The sequence below is a fragment of the Candidatus Halocynthiibacter alkanivorans genome, assembly GCF_003333265.1.
In the GTDB taxonomy this organism is placed as follows: Bacteria; Pseudomonadota; Alphaproteobacteria; order Rhodobacterales; family Rhodobacteraceae; genus Halocyntiibacter_A; species Halocyntiibacter_A alkanivorans.
Genome location: NZ_QOLB01000029.1, coordinates 108168 through 124169, shown reverse-complemented (window position 1 = coordinate 124169; position 16002 = coordinate 108168). Strand labels below are relative to the sequence as shown.

Genomic DNA, 16002 nt, shown 5'->3' with positions numbered 1-16002 from the left:
TGCCGCCAGGATCGCCCTCAACACAGGAACTAACATGGCTGTCATTGCTCCTTCTGCGCGTGTGCGCCCCTCGGTTTATTACAATGCAACGCTGAAAGAGGGCGTGGCATCCTTCACCACGTACAATCAGATGCTGATGCCGACCGGCTACGGCGATCCTGAGGGCGAATATTGGCGTCTGATCAATGGTGTCAGCCAGTGGGATGTGGCCGTTGAGCGTCAGGTCGAACTTTTGGGACCGGATGCCGGCACCCTGGCCCAGATCCTGAGCCCGCGCGACCTGAGCCGCTGCAAAGTGGGGCAGGGGAAATACGTCGCCATGTGCAATCATGATGGCGTGCTGATCAATGATCCGATCCTGCTGAAACTGGCGGATGACCGCTATTGGCTGTCGATCGCGGATTCAAATATATTGTTCTGGGCACGGGCGGTTGCGGCGGAACGCGGCTTGAACGTGCAGGTGTCGGAGCCGGATGTCTCACCGATGGCGCTGCAGGGGCCAAAAGCCGAAGATGTGGTGGCGCATCTGTTTGGCGACTGGGTGCGGGATCTGAAATATTTCTGGTTTCAGGAGACCACGTTGAGAGGAATACCGGTTGCTGTGGCGCGGTCGGGCTGGTCCAAGCAGGGCGGTTTTGAGCTGTATCTGATGGATGGCAGCCGGGGCGAAGAGCTGTGGAATATTGTGCGCGAGGCCGGGCAGGCATGGGGTATTGGCCCGGGTAATCCCAATCCTTCAGAACGGGTGGAAAGCGGGTTGCTGTCTTATGGCGGTGACACGGACGATGTGACCAACCCCTATGAGGTGCGTCTTGGCGGCTTTGTTGATCTGGATGTGCCGGACGATGTGATCGGCATTCAGGCGCTGCGTGACATTAAAGCGCGGGGCGCGGTGCGGCAGCAGCTTGGGGTGATCCTGGACGGGGACAGCGCTCTGGTGCCGGAACCAGGCTGGAACGAAATCACCTGCGAGGGCAGGAAAATGGGTCATCTGACCAATTGTTCCTGGTCCTGGCGTATGAAAAAGAACATCGGCTTTGCATTGATTTCAAGCACATGTGGGCCGGGAGACCGGGTGCAGGTGATGCGCGCCGACGGACCGCAGAACGGCGTGCTTGTAGACTTTCCGTTTTTGTAAACAAATAGCGCAGCAAGTCCCCGGTCCTGATGACCGGGGCAACACTGGCCCGGCCCCAGGTCAGCCGGACACTTCACAGGGAATTCGGGATGCACAAAAATTTTGACGCTTTGCCCAGGACAGCGGCCAACTATGTGGCGTTGACGCCTCTTTCGTTTTTATCCCGCGCGGCCGGCGTTTTTGGCGACCGGGAGGCGGTGAGCTATGGCGACCACCGCTACAGCTGGTCCGACGTTGAGCGGCGCTGCCAGGCTTTTGCCTCAGCGCTGGTGGCGCGGGGCATCGGGCTTGGGGATACGGTGTCGGTGATCGCCCCCAATATTCCGGCGCTGTTTGAACTGCATTATGCGGTGCCGATGACCGGCGCGGTGCTGAACACAATCAATTCACGCCTCGAAGCAGAGACCATTGCCTATATTCTGGATCATGCAGACAGTCAGCTGGTGATTGCCGACAGCGCCTATGCGCCGCTCTTGCGGGCGGCGTTTGACATCCTGGGCCGCGAGATTCCGGTGATCGACATCATCGATGACCAGGCCGGTGCAACACCGGGGTTCGGCCAGCACAATTACGAGGATATGATTGCCAGTGGTGATGGCGGTTTCGCACCCAGGCTGCCCGCAGATGAATGGCAGGCGCTGGCGCTGAATTACACCTCGGGCACCTCCGGCAAACCCAAAGGTGTGGTCTATCACCATCGTGGCGCCTATCTGATGAGCATGGGCACAATTGCCGGATGGAATGTGCCGCAAAACCCGGTCTACCTGTCGGTGGTGCCGATGTTCCATTGCAATGGCTGGAACCACCCCTGGGCGATGGCCATGGTCGGTGCGCGAATGGTGTTCACCCGCGACGCGCTGCCGCAAAAACTGTTTCGCGCGATCAAAGAGGAGGGCGTGACGCATTTTGGCGCGGCGCCTGTGATCCTGGCGATGCTGGCGGACAGCGAAGACGCGCCAGAAGCGCCGTTTTCGCCGCCGCTCAAAGTGTTCACCGCAGGCGCGCCACCGCCGCCGGCGGTGCTGGCGAAAACCCGGGCGCTGGGCTTTGAGGTGATGCAGGTCTATGGGCTGACGGAAACCTATGGCCATGTGTCGCAATGCATCTGGCGCGAAGAATGGGACGCTTTGAGCGCCGATGAGCAGGCCGAAATGCAGGCCATGCAGGGGGTTGGTTTTCCCATGGTCGAAGGTTTTGCTGTTGTCGACCGTGCCACTGGGGGCGAGGTGCCAAAAGACGGGAAAACCCAGGGCGAAATTGCCATTCGTGGCAACGTGGTGATGAAGGGCTATTATAAAGACGCGACGGCAACTGCGGCGGCGTTTGAGAACGGTCAGTTCTGGTCCGGGGATGGCGCCGTGGTACATGCCAACAGCTATGTGCAGATCAAAGACCGGCTGAAAGATGTGATCATTTCCGGCGGCGAAAACATATCTTCGGTCGAGGTCGAAAACGCGCTGCACCACCATCCGGCCATTGCCGCTGTGGCGGTGGTTGCGATGCCGCATCCCAAATGGGGGGAAAGCCCCTGTGCTTTCGTGGAATTGCGCAGTGACGCTGCCGCAGACGAAGCAGGGATCATCGCTTTCTGCAAAGAGCGGCTGGCAGGGTTCAAAGTACCAAAAGCGGTGGTGTTCGGGGACCTGCCCAAGACCGCGACCGGTAAAATTCAAAAGTTCCTGTTGCGGGAACGCGCCCGTGAGATGGGGAAGGACAAGACGTGATTAAGATCGAACAAAAACCTCTGGTGAATCTCGACGTGGAGATGGGCGAGGACAACATCGCCATTGTGTCGCTGAACCGGCCTGCCAAGCGCAACGCGCTGGATGCGGCGACGATTGAAGAATTTGTGACGCTGTTTTCGATCCTGCCGCGCGAAGGCGCCCAGGCGGTGGTGCTGCGCTCCAATGGTGATCATTTCTGTGCCGGGCTGGATCTGGTGGAGCATTTCAACGAGGACCGCTCGGCGGCGGATTTCATGCATCTCTGCATGCGCTGGCACGAGGCGTTCAACAAAATCGAATATTCCGGCATCCCGGTGATTGCGGCGCTCAAGGGCGCGGTGGTTGGCGGCGGGCTGGAACTGGCCTCGTCCGCCCATATCCGGGTGGCGGATCTGGGCACCTATTTTGCGCTTCCCGAAGGGCAGCGTGGGTTGTTCACCGGCGGTGGCGCCACCATCCGGGTCGCCGATCTGGTGGGCAAATCCCGCATGATCGACATGATGCTGACCGGGCGGATCTATAAAGGCCAGGAGGCGGTTGACGTCGGGCTGTGCCAGTATTTGGTGGAAGACAGCGCGGAAGACAAAGCGATGGAACTGGCCCGCGCCGCGGTCAAAAACCCGCCGCTGTCAAATTTTGCCATCTGTTCGGCGATTTCGCATTTCCAGAACATGTCACCGCTGGATGCCTCCTATGCCGAAGCGGTGATGGCGGGTATTGTGAACACGCAACCAGCGTCGCGCGCACGGCTTGAAGCTTTTGCCAACAAAACCGCAGCCCGCGTGCGTCCGGACTGATCCGGTAACGCGGCCACAAAGGCAGAGACCGGCAGCACGATTGCCACCCCCGGCTGTGATATTGCACCGGGGCGCACTGCCCTGCTTCTGAGGGCCGCATGAGCGACGAACTTGGTTGATCTCAGCGCGTGTGGCTTCTGATTGCCTTATTGATCCGTGAGTTTCGCGCTCATGGCAACCACCAGGCGCGGGGCATGAGGCGGAGTTAGGGGGCCAGGTCTGGCCCGGCGGCTCAGGCGCCCGAACAAAAGGAACGGGGCGTAAATCGACAGGGAAGTCGCCAAAATCATCGCGAGAGCGACGTGTATGGCGCACGCGTGCGGCAGCTAGCACCCGGATCGCAGGACAACGGGCGCGTCTGTTGTGGTTTAAGTTCCGCCACCGTCGATAATTCTGCGGGCGTGATCGATCATGAAATCTACGAACAGGCGGATCTTTGGATCCTGCAGCTTCCGGTGCGGATAGAGACAGCCAAAAGAGATCGGAACCGGCGGTGTATCCGGCAGCACTTCGATCAGTTTTCCCGAACGAAAATGCCGCTCAATATCAAACTCTGGCCGGTTGATGATGCCATGCCCGTCCAGCGCCCATTCTGTCAGCACATCCGCATCATCAGCGTCATACCGGCCGGAAACTTCCATTTTGCGCGGGCCGTCCACTGTCTTCAATGTCCAGAAATATTCCGGCGAGCGCGGATAGCGCAGCAAAAGGCAATTGTGGTTTTTTGAAATCAGATCGTCCGGCGTTTTTGGTGTCCCGTGTTTCTGCAGATATCCGGGGGCGGCGGCCAGCACGCGCGGACAGTTCATGATTTTTCTGAGTTTTAGATTGGAATCAACCAGTTCGCCGAGGAAAAATGCCAGATCCAGACTGTCCTCAACAATGTCTACTCTGCGGTCCGACAATCGCAGGCGCACATCGACCTCAGGGTAGAGTTCGCAGAAAACCGGCACCAGCGGCGCCACGATCCGGCGGCCAATGCCCAGAGGCGCCGTCACGCGGATGACGCCGCGCGGGCTGTCGGAAAAACTTGCAACGACGGCCTCCGCGTCCTCAAGAGTGCCGATGACTTTTTTGGCGTGCTCGTAAAAAATCCGCCCCACTTCGGTCGGCGTCAGCACGCGGGTGGTGCGGTTGAACAAACGCACCCCCAGGCGGCTTTCCAGTTCCTTGATTCTGTTGCTGGCAACTGCCGGTGTCAGGCGCAGATCGCGGCCGCCAGCGGTGATGCTGCCCAGTTCCACCACCCGGACAAAGACCTTGATACTTTCGACATAGGGCATTGGGCCTCTCCTGGCTGTTGTGGCTACGGATATGCCTGCTGGCCCAAACTCTGGAAAACGGCTGGGAATTCCAATGGGTCCGGCATCTCTGATGCGCGCCACGGTCATTATATACGAAACGTTGAAAGTGTCGAAGGAAATGCCCGGTATCTTGCGGGTAATGCCCCGGATTAGGGTCAGCCCAACGAAATGCTGCGGACAAAAGTTCGCTTTTCCGGGAGGCCCGTTTAATGCAGGCGATACGTCGAGAAATTCGATTTCTTCTGAACGACCGCGAGCAGTGCATCGCGGAGGTTTCTGCAACGGATACGGTGCTGGACTTTCTCAGGATTGAGCGTCGTCTGACGGGCACCAAAGAAGGTTGTGCGGAGGGGGACTGCGGTGCCTGTACCGTGCTGATCGGCCGGATTGCAAACGGGGAACTGATCTATGAAACCGTCAACGCCTGCATTCGCTTTATGGCGTCGCTTGACGGCTGTCACATTGTAACCATCGAACATTTGCGTGGGCCCGAGGGGCGGCTTCATCCGGTGCAGCAGGCTATGGTGGATTTCCACGGCAGCCAATGTGGCTTTTGCACGCCAGGCATTGTGATGTCGCTCTACGCGCTGTGGATGCAATCCCCCAGTCCCTCGCGCACAGAGATCGAGACCGCGCTGCAGGGCAATCTGTGCCGTTGCACCGGCTATGAACCGATCATCAAGGCCGCACATGCTGTGTCTCAATATGGCACGCCAACAAGTGACTATCTGTTGGCGGAACGTGACGCCACGATGGCACGTCTTGCCGCGTATAAGGATGGCGCACGGGTTGAACTGTCTGAAGGCAGCGATCTGGCAATCGTACCAGCAGATGTCGATGACCTGGCCGTGGTGCTGCAGGAACATCCGCAAGCCACCATTGTTGCAGGATCGACCGATGTTGGCCTCTGGGTCACAAAAATGATGCGCCCGATTTCGCCTGCAGTTTTCATTGGCCATCTGGATGGGCTGAAGCAGATCAGCAGCGATGGTGACAATATCACCCTGGGCGCAGGTGCTACTTATTCTGAAGCTGAGACTGTTCTGACCTCCAACTTCCCGCATCTGGCGGAGTTCTGGAACCGTATTGCCGGCTGGCAAGTGCGCAATATGGGCACCATCGGTGGCAATATCGCCAACGGGTCCCCGATCGGCGACACACCACCGCTTTTGATCGCACTTGGCGCTGAGATCACGCTGCGCAAAGGCGCCACCAGACGTGTGGTTCCGATTGCTGAGTTTTTTATCGCCTACGGCAAGCAGGACCGGGAAGAGGGTGACTTTGTGGAAAGCATCCACATTCCGAAAGCCGCGGCCAACACGCTTCACGCCGCCTATAAAATCACCAAGCGCCGGGATGAGGACATTTCTTCGGTCTGCGCAGCGTTTAACCTGACGGTTGAAAACGGCATGATCTTACGCGCCAACATCGCCTTTGGCGGCATGGCAGCGACGCCCAAACGTGCGGCACATGCTGAGGCGGTACTGATCGGTCAGGCCTGGAGTGAAGCAACGTTGATCGCAGCGTCCAGGGAGCTTGGCAAAGATTTCACGCCGCTCTCGGATTGGCGTGCCTCGGCGGACTACCGGCTGCGGGTATCCCAAAATCTGTTCCGCCGGTTCTGGCTCGAAAAAGGGAGCGCTGATCAGACAGCGCAGTTGGTGCGGGTATGAACGTTCAGGCAAATACGATGAAACACACAACGGTTATCAAGGGTGCTGCCACCACCGATCTGCGCCATGACAGTGCCACAAAACACGTCACCGGGGCGGCAGATTATACCGACGATATCGCCGAGCCGGTTGGCACGCTGCACGCCTATCTTGGTCTGTCTGAAGTTGCGCATGCAGAGATCGAAAACATAGATTTCAGCGCGGTTCTGGCGGCGCCTGGTGTGGTCGGCGTTCTGACTGCGGATGATATTCCCGGTGTCAATGACGTCAGCCCGACAGGCTCAAATGACGACCCGGTTTTTGCCACCGGCAAGATTGAGTTCTGGGGGCAGCCGCTGTTTGCCGTAGTTGCGGAAAGCCGGGATGCCGCGCGCCGGGCCGCTGAACTGGCAGAGGTCAGCTACAAAAAACTGCCGCATATACTGGACGCCGTTCAGGCCATCGAGGCAGGCGGACCCTGTGTCACCGCGCCATTGAAACTGGAACGGGGCGACGTTGAAACCGCGATGGCAGCAGCGGAACACCGTATCAAGGGCCAGATGACCGCCGGTGGTCAGGATCACATGTATCTTGAAGGCCATATCGCCTTTGCTATGCCTGGTGAAGATGAAGACGTAACGGTTTATTCTTCGACCCAGCACCCAAGCGAAGCGCAGCATATGGTGGCGCATGTTCTGGGTGTTGCTTCCAACGCGGTGACGGTCAATGTGCGCCGCATGGGCGGTGGTTTTGGTGGCAAAGAAAGCCAGATGAGCCTGTTTTGTGCAGTGGCAGCACTGGCGGCGAAAAAATGGAACCGCGCAGTCAAGATCCGCCCTGACCGGGATCAGGACATGATCGCGACCGGCAAGCGGCACGACTTTGTCATCGATTATGACGTCGCCTTTGACAGTGACGGCCGGATCCAGGCGCTGGACGGCAGCTTTGCGGCCCGCTGTGGTTTTTCGGCGGATCTGTCGGGACCGGTCACCGACCGCGCCCTGTTTCATGCGGACAACGCCTATTTCTATCCGCATGTGCGCCTGGTCTCAAAGCCGATGAAAACCAACACGGTGTCCAACACCGCATTTCGCGGTTTTGGTGGCCCGCACGGGGTGATCGCCGCTGAGCGGATCATGGAAGAAATCGCCTATCATCTTGGCAAGGACCCGCTGGAAGTCCGCAAAGTGAATTTCTATGGCGGCGAAGGCCGTGATCTGACGCCCTATCATCAGACGGTTTCCGACAATATACTGCAGCGCCTGGTGGGCGAGCTTGAAGACACTTCGCAGTATCAGGCGCGTAGAGCTGCGGTGCTGGAACACAATGCCAAAGGCGGCATCATCCGCAAGGGCATCGCGCTGACGCCGGTCAAATTCGGCATCTCCTTCACCGCTACCTGGTTCAACCAGGCCGGTGCGCTGGTGCACGTCTACAATGACGGCTCGATCGCGCTGAACCACGGCGGTACCGAGATGGGGCAGGGGCTGAACACCAAGGTCGCTCAGGTTGTGGCGGACGCGTTTCAGGTGGACTTTGACCGTATCAAAATCACCCAAACCACCACTGAAAAAGTGCCGAACTCGTCGGCTACCGCAGCTTCGTCCGGCTCTGACCTGAACGGTATGGCGGCGCTGAACGCGGTAGAACAGATCAAAGCGCGCCTCGTTACATTCGCGGCGGAGACCTGGAAGGTTGACCCGTCTGAGGTGGTTTTCGCCCCCAATGAAGTTCATATCGGCGACACACGGCTGTCGTTCAACGCCTTCATAAAACAGGCCTATATGGCGCGGATCCAGCTTTCAGCCGCAGGGTTTTACAAAACGCCGGACATTCACTGGGACCGGGCAAAAGGCAAAGGCCGCCCGTTCTATTATTACGCTTACGGCGCCTCGGTATCTGAGGTCAGCATCGATACGCTGACCGGCGAATATCAGGTCGACCGGGTAGATATCCTGCACGACGTCGGCCGCTCGCTGAACCCAATTCTGGACAAGGGCCAGGTCGAAGGCGCGTTTGTTCAGGGCATGGGCTGGGTCACCACCGAGGAATTGTGGTGGGATGACGAGGGCTGCCTGCGCACCCATGCGCCCTCGACCTACAAAATCCCACTGGCGTCTGACTTGCCGCGTGAATTCAACGTGAACCTGGCCGACTGGTCAGAGAACCGTGAATTGACCATCAAACGGTCCAAAGCCGTCGGCGAGCCGCCGTTCATGCTGGGGATATCGGTGTTTGAAGCGCTGTCGATGGCGGTTGCTTCGATCGCGGATTATCGCGAATGCCCACGGCTGGACAGCCCGGCCACCCCCGAACGGGTTCTGATGGCCATTGACCGGCTGCAGGACGGTGAGGGCTGAGCCATGTCTGATACGCGCGCAATTAAAACGTTTCTGGAAGATCACGCCGGGGTCGCGTCCGTCAGGTTGACCCGCGTGCGGGGCTCATCTCCGCGGGATGCAGGCGCTGAGATGTTCGTGGCAAAGGGCGCGACATTTGGCACCATCGGCGGTGGCCAGCTTGAATATATGGCCATCAGCCAGGCCCGCGTGATGCTGGCTCAGGGCGGTGACAAGATGGTCATGGACGTGCCGCTGGGCCCGGAAATCGGCCAATGCTGCGGCGGTCGTGTGGAGATCAGCCTGGCGCGGATGAGTGTCGCGGACAAACTGATGGCGGTTGGCAGCCTCGCCGGGGAAGTGTCCAACTATCCAAGTGTTTACATCATTGGCGCCGGTCACGTGGGGCGCGCGCTGGCGGCGTCCCTGGCTCTTTTGCCGGTCAAAACCATTTTGATCGACGGGCGCACTGACGAATTGTCGCAGTGCAAAGCAGCGGTCGAAAAACGCCTGACACCGCTGGCGGAAGCTGAAATTCGCGCGGCATCTGCCGGCAGTGCTTTTGTGGTGCTGACCCATGATCACTCGCTTGATTTTCTGGCCGCTTCCGAAGCGCTTGCCCGTGGCGACGCCGCCTATGTCGGCATGATTGGCTCGGCCAGTAAACGGGCCTCATTCAAAAGCTGGTGCCGGCGTGAAAACGACGGCCAGAGCATCAATAACCTGACCTGCCCGATCGGTGCAGGCAGTTGCTGCGACAAACGGCCCGACGTTATTGCCGCGCTTGTTGCAGCAGAAGTCATCACTGAACTGACCGGTTTTAAAGCGCGCGAAGCTGCGGAAAAACCATCAGTTTTACTCGAAGGGAGAAGCTCATGAATACGGATGTGGCCTGTCGGCTGGAGCTGCGCAGCGTGACCAAGGCGTTTCCGGGGGTGCTGGCCAATGATCAGGTCAGCTTTAAAGTGGGCCCCGGAAAAATTCATGCGCTGCTTGGAGAAAACGGCGCCGGAAAATCGACGCTGGTCAAGATGATCTACGGCATTATGCAGCCCGACGCGGGTGAAATTCTGCTCGACGGTAACGTGGTTCATGTGCCCAACCCGAAAGCCGCGCGCGCCATGGGCGTTGGCATGGTGTTCCAGCATTTCTCGCTTTTCGAGGCGATGACAGTGCTGGAAAATATTGCTTTGGGTCTGGATGAAAATATCAGCCACGCGGAGCTGGAAAAGCGTATTCGTGAAGTGCTGACACAGTACGGGCTGGCGCTTGAGCCACACCGGATCGTGTCGACGCTGAGCGTGGGGGAACGTCAGCGGATCGAAATCGTGCGCGCGTTGCTGCTGAATCCCAACCTTCTGATCATGGACGAACCCACATCAGTTCTGACGCCGCAAGAAGTGGCACAACTGTTTGAAACCCTGCGGCATCTGGCGGCCAACGGCTGTTCGATCCTTTATATCAGCCACAAGCTGCACGAAATTCAGGCGCTGTGCGACGGGGCTTCGATCCTGCGCGGCGGCAAGATTGTCGGCGCCTGTGACCCCAAGCAAGAGAGCGCGCGCTCGATGGCCGAGATGATGATCGGCGGCGAGTTGATGGATGTTGAGAAAGGCCCGTCACGCCAGCTTGGCGGCGACAGGTTTGTCGTCAACAGCCTGACAGTTCCGGGCGAAGGCGATTTTGGTGTCGCCCTTGACGACATCAATTTCAGCGTGCGCGAAGGCGAGATTTTTGGCATCGCAGGCGTTGCCGGCAACGGCCAGAACGAGCTGCTGCTGGCGCTGAGCGGAGAGGTCAAATCTGAGGACAGTTATACCGTTCAGCTGGATGGCAAACCGCTGGGTAAACTGGGCACCACGCTGCGCCGCTATTTCGGTCTGTGTGCGGTGCCAGAAGAAAGAAACGGCCACGGGGCGGTGCCAAATTTCTCACTGACCGACAATGCAATTCTGACCGCGCGCAATCGCAAAGGCATGGTGAACTGGGGCGTGATCAACGCCAGAAAAGCCGAGACATATGCCGACGAAATCATCCAGCAATTCTCGGTGAAAACAACGGGTTCGACGTCAACTGCCGGTTCTCTGTCGGGCGGTAACCTACAAAAATTCATCATGGGGCGCGAGATCATGCAAACGCCCGAAGTGTTGATTGTTTCGCAACCCACATGGGGTGTGGACGCAGGTGCCGCTGCGGCGATCCATCAGGAACTGGTCAATCTTGCCGGGCGGGGCTCTGCCATCGTGGTGATCTCGCAGGATCTGGATGAGCTGCTGGCAATCTGTGACCGGATGGCGGTGATCAACGAAGGAAAAATGTCCAAAACCCTCAATGTCGCCGAGGCCACGATTGATGAGATCGGCCTGTTGATGGGCGGGGTCCACGGCGACCCGAATTCTACCACTGAAATGACGGAGGCAGCCCATGTTGCTTGAACTTGAAGCACGCAAGGAGCCCAGCCGCTCCATGTTATACCTGACACCGGTCATTGCCGTTTTGCTGACCATGGTGTTCGGCGCGGTCATCTTTACGCTGCTGGGCTACAATGGTCTGGCCGCAGTGCGGGAAATCTTCATCACCCCTGCCATTGATATTGGCCGCTGGCCGGATCTTGGCATCAAAGCCGCGCCGCTGATCCTGATTGCGACCGGCCTGTCGATCGGGTTCCGGGCGAATGTCTGGAACATCGGCGCCGAAGGGCAGTACATTTTCGGCGCACTTGCCGGCACCGGGGTGGCCTTGCTGACCTGGGATATGGAAGGCGTCTGGATCCTGCCGTTGATGTGTCTGGCGGGGATTGTCGGCGGGATGCTCTATGCCGCGATTCCGGCGCTGCTGAAAATCAAGCTTGAGGTCAACGAGATCCTGTCGAGCCTGATGATGACCTATGTCGCGGTGCAGCTGCTCTATTACCTGATGCGCGGTCCATGGATGGATCCGGAGGGCTTTAACTTCCCGCAGACACGTCTGTTCAGTGACTCGCAACTGATGCCGGAAATCGGCGATACCTTTGTCCATATTGGGGTGCCATTGGCCTTTATCATTGCGCTGATCGCCTGGTTCACCATGTCAAAGACCGTGTTTGGCTTTCAGGTCCGTGTCGTTGGCGCTGCGCCGCATGCGGCCCGCTATGGTGGCTTTAACAAGAACCGCACGGTGTTGTTGTCGATGCTTGCCGGTGGCGGGCTGGCCGGTCTTGCCGGTGTCTTTGAGGCGGCGGGTCCCTTTGGCCAGATGGTGCCGCAGTTTCCGACCGGCTACGGCTTTACCGCCATCATCGTTGCCTTTCTGGGTCGTCTGCATCCGATCGGCATCATGCTGGCCGGTGTCATCCTGGCGATCTCCTATGTGGGCGGTGAAATCGCGCAGACCACGCTTGGCTTGCCCAATGCCGCCGCCGGACTGTTTCAGGCGATGATGCTGTTCTTCCTGCTGGCGACAGACATCCTGGTGAAATATCGCTTGCGGTTTGGTTCCGCAGCACCTGGAGGTGCAAAATGAACGACTATCTTCTCATATCATTCATCATGACCGTCATCGGGGCCTCGACCCCGATCCTGCTGGCCGCGCTGGGCGAGCTGGTGGTTGAAAAAAGCGGTGTGCTGAATCTGGGTGTCGAAGGCATGATGCTGGTGGGGGCCGTCACCGGGTTTGCGGTGACTTCAATCACTGGCATGCCACTGGTTGGCATCATTGTTGCGGCGATAACTGCGACGCTGGCGGCACTGATCTTTGCCTATCTGACACTGACGCTGACCGCCAACCAGGTGGCAACCGGCCTGGCGCTGACGATCTTTGGTATCGGGCTGTCTTCGCTGCTGGGCGAAGGGTTTGTCGGCTTCACCATTGACGTCATGGGACCGGTCTTCCCGGCTGGTCTGGCCGAACATCCGGTGCTGCGTGTTGTCTTCGGCCACAACGTGGTTGTCTACTTCTCGATTGCGATGATCGGCGCGGTGGCGTGGTTCCTGAAGAAATCACGCGCTGGTCTGATCCTGCGAGCGGTGGGCGAGAGTGACAGTTCGGCCCATTCCATCGGCTATTCGGTGATTGGCGTGCGTTATGCTGCCGTGGCCTTTGGCGGTGCCATGGCTGGCATTGGCGGAAGTTACTATTCGCTGGTTCTGACGCCGATGTGGGCGGAGCAGCTGACCGCCGGGCGTGGCTGGATCGCGCTGGCCCTGGTCGTATTTTCAGCCTGGCGCCCGTGGCGCCTGCTGCTGGGGGCGTATTTCTTTGGCGTGGTTATGACACTGGAGCTTTACACCAAAGCCGCCGGCATCACGCTCATCGCCCCCGAACTTCTGGCCGCCATGCCTTATATCGCAACGATCGCTGTGCTTGCGCTGATTTCGCTCAGGAAATCAGCCGGTGCTCAGGCTCCGGCCTGTCTGGGCCAGCCCTTCAAACCATCCACCTGAATTTCAATACCAAAGGGAGAGACCATGACCAATTTTACGCGCAGAAACATCCTGAAAACAGCTGGTGCGGCGGCAACGCTGCCTTTGCTGGGAACCATGGCACGGGGCACCGCGCCGCTGAAAGTCGCCTTTGTCTACCTGGGCCCGATCGGGGATCACGGCTGGACATATGCCCATGAGCAGGGCCGTCAGGCGGCGATCGCACAATACGGCGACGCGATTGAAACGACCATCGTGGAAAACGTTGCCGAAGGGCCGGACAGCGAACGGGTGATCCGCAACCTTGCCGAGCAGGGCAATGAGCTGATCTTCACCACGTCCTTTGGCTATATGAACCCGACCCTGAAAGTTGCCAAACGCTATAAGAACGTGAAGTTTGAGCACGCATCCGGGTACAAGCAATCCAAAAATGTCGCGTCTTATAACGCACGTTATTATCAGGGCCGCGCAGTCTGTGGCACCATTGCGGGCCACATGTCGGAAACGGGCGTTGCCGGCTATATCGCCTCCTTCCCGATCCCCGAAGTGGTGCAGGGCATCAACGCCTTCACCCTGGCCGCACGCAAGGTCAATCCGGATTTCCAGACCCGGGTTCTGTGGGTTTCAAGCTGGTATGATCCTGCGAAAGAGGCTGATGCTGCCAAGGCGCTGTTCGATCAGGGCGCGGACATCATCGCCCAGCACACCGACAGTCCGGCGGCACTTCAGGCCGCTGAACAGCGTGGTCTGATGGCCTTTGGTCAAAGCTGGGATATGTCCTCCTTTGCACCCACCGCGCATCTGACGGCGATCCAGAACAACTGGGGCATCTACTATGTTGACCGTATTGCAAAAGTGCTGGCGGGCAACTGGTCAACCGGGTCCACCTGGTGGGGCATGAAAGAAGGTGCCGTAGAGATGTCTCCGTTCAATGACCGCATTCCAGCCGAGGTGCAGGCGGCTGCAATTGCAACGCGCGACAACATCATTGACGGGTCCGTCCCGGCCTTTGCCGGACCAATATCTGACAATACAGGAACCGAGCGGCTGGCCGCCGGTGGCGCGCTGGATGACGGTGCGCTGAACGGGATCGACTGGTACGTCGAAGGCGTTTCTGCCTGATCTGCAACGCAGGGAAACGCGCTGTTCGTGGCGCGTTTCCCACCCTAATAATCTGTCCTGCCATCACGCCACAGGCGCGATCCTGGTCAGAGAGAATTCTCAGGAAACTTGAATACCAATGAAACTTCTACGCGGCAGAGTGCTGAATTTCGTATCCGAACCCCAGGGCGCGGACGATACGGATGCTTATGAATTTCACGAAAACGGCGCGGTCCTTGTCAGCGATGGCATCATCATCGCACAAGGCGATTTTGCCACTGTCAGCCTTCAGGCCACTGACGCCGAAATAATCGACCACCGCCCGCATCTGCTGATGGCGGGGTTCATTGATACGCACATCCATTTCCCTCAGGTGCAGGTTGTAGCCTCCTGGGGCGCGCAATTGCTGGACTGGCTGAATACCTACACTTTCCCGGAAGAAAGTCGTTACGCCGATGCCGCTCATGCCACCAGAATGGCAGGGCTGTTCTATGATGAGCTGGTCAAGAACGGCACCACCACCGCCGTTTCTTACTGTTCTGTGCACAAAGCCTCGGCCGACGCATATTTTGGCGAGGCCGCAAAGCGCAACATGCGCATGATCGGTGGCAAGGTGCTGATGGACCGCAACGCGCCGGACATGGTCTGTGATACGCCTCAGTCGGGCTATGACGACAGCAAATCGCTGATCGAAGACTGGCACGGCCGTGGCCGGGGGCTGTATGCGATCACCCCGCGTTTTGCCATCACCTCGACCCCGGAACAGATGGAGGCGGCCCAGGCGCTGGTCGCTGAGCATCCGGATTGCTACGTGCAGACCCACCTGTCTGAGAACGTGGACGAGATCGCCTTTACCGCCGAGCTGTATCCGGGCGCGCGGGACTATCTGGATGTGTACCAGTCCTATGATCTGCTTGGCCCAAAGATGTTCCTTGGCCATTCGATTCACTTGAAAGAGCGCGAGATCGGGGCGATTGCGGAAACCGGCAGCCATCCGGTGTTCTGCCCGACCTCGAACCTGTTTCTGGGCAGCGGCTTGTTTGATGACGCGGGGCTCAGGGCACGCGGCATTCAAAATGCCATCGCAACTGACATCGGCGGCGGCACCAGCTATTCAATGCTGCAGACCCTGAACGAGGGCTACAAGATCCTGCAGCTGAACAACCAGAAACTGCACCCGTTCCGGGCGTTTTACTGGATCACGCGCGGCAATGCTGTGACGCTGGGGCTGGAAGACAAGATCGGAACCCTGGATGCTGGTTCAGAGGCCGACATCGTCGTGTTGAACAGTTCCGCCACAAGCGCGATGGCGTTGCGGATGGAGCGGGCGGAAACGCTGGCGGAGGAGCTGTTTATCCTGCAGATCATGGCCGATGACCGCTCTGTTCAGCAGACCTATGTTGCGGGTCAGGCGCAGCTTTAAGCCGGTTCAGCCGGTCTGACCGCAGTTTCTTCGCTGGCCGCCAGCCAGGTGGATGCGAATGATTGCGGTCAGGTTTCGCCCCTGACCGGGGCCGCAGGCAGGGTTTGCGGCCTGACGCGATCTG

General features: G+C 58.7%; 12 protein-coding genes. 11 read left to right on the top strand and 1 reads right to left on the bottom strand.

Features of this window, described 5'->3' with window-relative positions; all coding sequences use genetic code 11:
- The first annotated feature begins 34 nt into the window (after positions 1 to 34).
- The 3 genes from DWA01_RS01130 to DWA01_RS01120 all read left to right on the top strand — a co-directional run bounded on the left by DWA01_RS01130 (position 35) and on the right by DWA01_RS01120 (position 3659).
- Positions 35 to 1138: a glycine cleavage T C-terminal barrel domain-containing protein gene (locus DWA01_RS01130; protein WP_114283779.1), complete on the top strand. Its 1104-nt coding sequence runs from the start codon at positions 35 to 37 to the stop codon at positions 1136 to 1138.
- 89 nt (positions 1139 to 1227) lie between these two features.
- A complete protein-coding gene (locus DWA01_RS01125; protein ID WP_114283885.1) occupies positions 1228 to 2862 on the top strand; it encodes an AMP-binding protein in 1635 nt (544 codons plus the stop codon).
- 41 nt (positions 2863 to 2903) lie between these two features.
- Complete coding sequence (locus tag DWA01_RS01120; RefSeq protein WP_114283883.1) at positions 2904 to 3659, top strand: crotonase/enoyl-CoA hydratase family protein; 756 nt, start codon at positions 2904 to 2906, stop codon at positions 3657 to 3659.
- A gap of 368 nt (positions 3660 to 4027) precedes the next feature.
- Here DWA01_RS01120 and DWA01_RS01115 read toward each other — a convergent pair whose 3' ends face one another.
- Positions 4028 to 4942, bottom strand: coding sequence for a LysR family transcriptional regulator (locus DWA01_RS01115; RefSeq protein ID WP_114283778.1), 915 nt, complete (start codon positions 4940 to 4942; stop codon positions 4028 to 4030).
- 230 nt (positions 4943 to 5172) lie between these two features.
- Between DWA01_RS01115 and xdhA the strand changes: the two genes are divergently transcribed.
- From xdhA to guaD, 8 genes are all read left to right on the top strand, one after another.
- Positions 5173 to 6636, top strand: coding sequence for a xanthine dehydrogenase small subunit (gene xdhA / locus DWA01_RS01110; RefSeq protein WP_114283777.1), 1464 nt, complete (start codon positions 5173 to 5175; stop codon positions 6634 to 6636).
- A 17-nt stretch (positions 6637 to 6653) separates the two neighbouring features.
- Positions 6654 to 8975, top strand: a complete 2322-nt coding sequence (xdhB, locus tag DWA01_RS01105; RefSeq protein WP_114283776.1) for a xanthine dehydrogenase molybdopterin binding subunit — start codon at positions 6654 to 6656, stop codon at positions 8973 to 8975.
- A 3-nt stretch (positions 8976 to 8978) separates the two neighbouring features.
- On the top strand, positions 8979 to 9833 hold the full coding sequence (xdhC, locus tag DWA01_RS01100) for a xanthine dehydrogenase accessory protein XdhC (protein WP_114283775.1): 855 nt from the start codon (positions 8979 to 8981) through the stop codon (positions 9831 to 9833).
- Entirely contained in the window at positions 9830 to 11389 is a 1560-nt protein-coding gene (locus DWA01_RS01095) for an ABC transporter ATP-binding protein (protein WP_114283774.1), read from the top strand. The genes xdhC and DWA01_RS01095 overlap by 4 nt, the downstream gene beginning before the upstream one ends.
- Positions 11379 to 12455: an ABC transporter permease subunit gene (locus tag DWA01_RS01090; protein ID WP_114283773.1), complete on the top strand. Its 1077-nt coding sequence runs from the start codon at positions 11379 to 11381 to the stop codon at positions 12453 to 12455. The genes DWA01_RS01095 and DWA01_RS01090 overlap by 11 nt, the downstream gene beginning before the upstream one ends.
- Entirely contained in the window at positions 12452 to 13375 is a 924-nt protein-coding gene (locus DWA01_RS01085; protein WP_114283772.1) for an ABC transporter permease, read from the top strand. Before DWA01_RS01090 ends, DWA01_RS01085 begins: the two co-directional genes overlap by 4 nt.
- Before the next feature lie 24 nt (positions 13376 to 13399).
- The gene (locus DWA01_RS01080; protein ID WP_114283771.1) at positions 13400 to 14476 is read left to right on the top strand and encodes a BMP family ABC transporter substrate-binding protein; all 1077 of its coding nucleotides are present in this window, start codon (positions 13400 to 13402) and stop codon (positions 14474 to 14476) included.
- 118 nt (positions 14477 to 14594) lie between these two features.
- Entirely contained in the window at positions 14595 to 15878 is a 1284-nt protein-coding gene (guaD, locus tag DWA01_RS01075) for a guanine deaminase (protein ID WP_114283770.1), read from the top strand.
- Positions 15879 to 16002 lie beyond the last annotated feature (124 nt).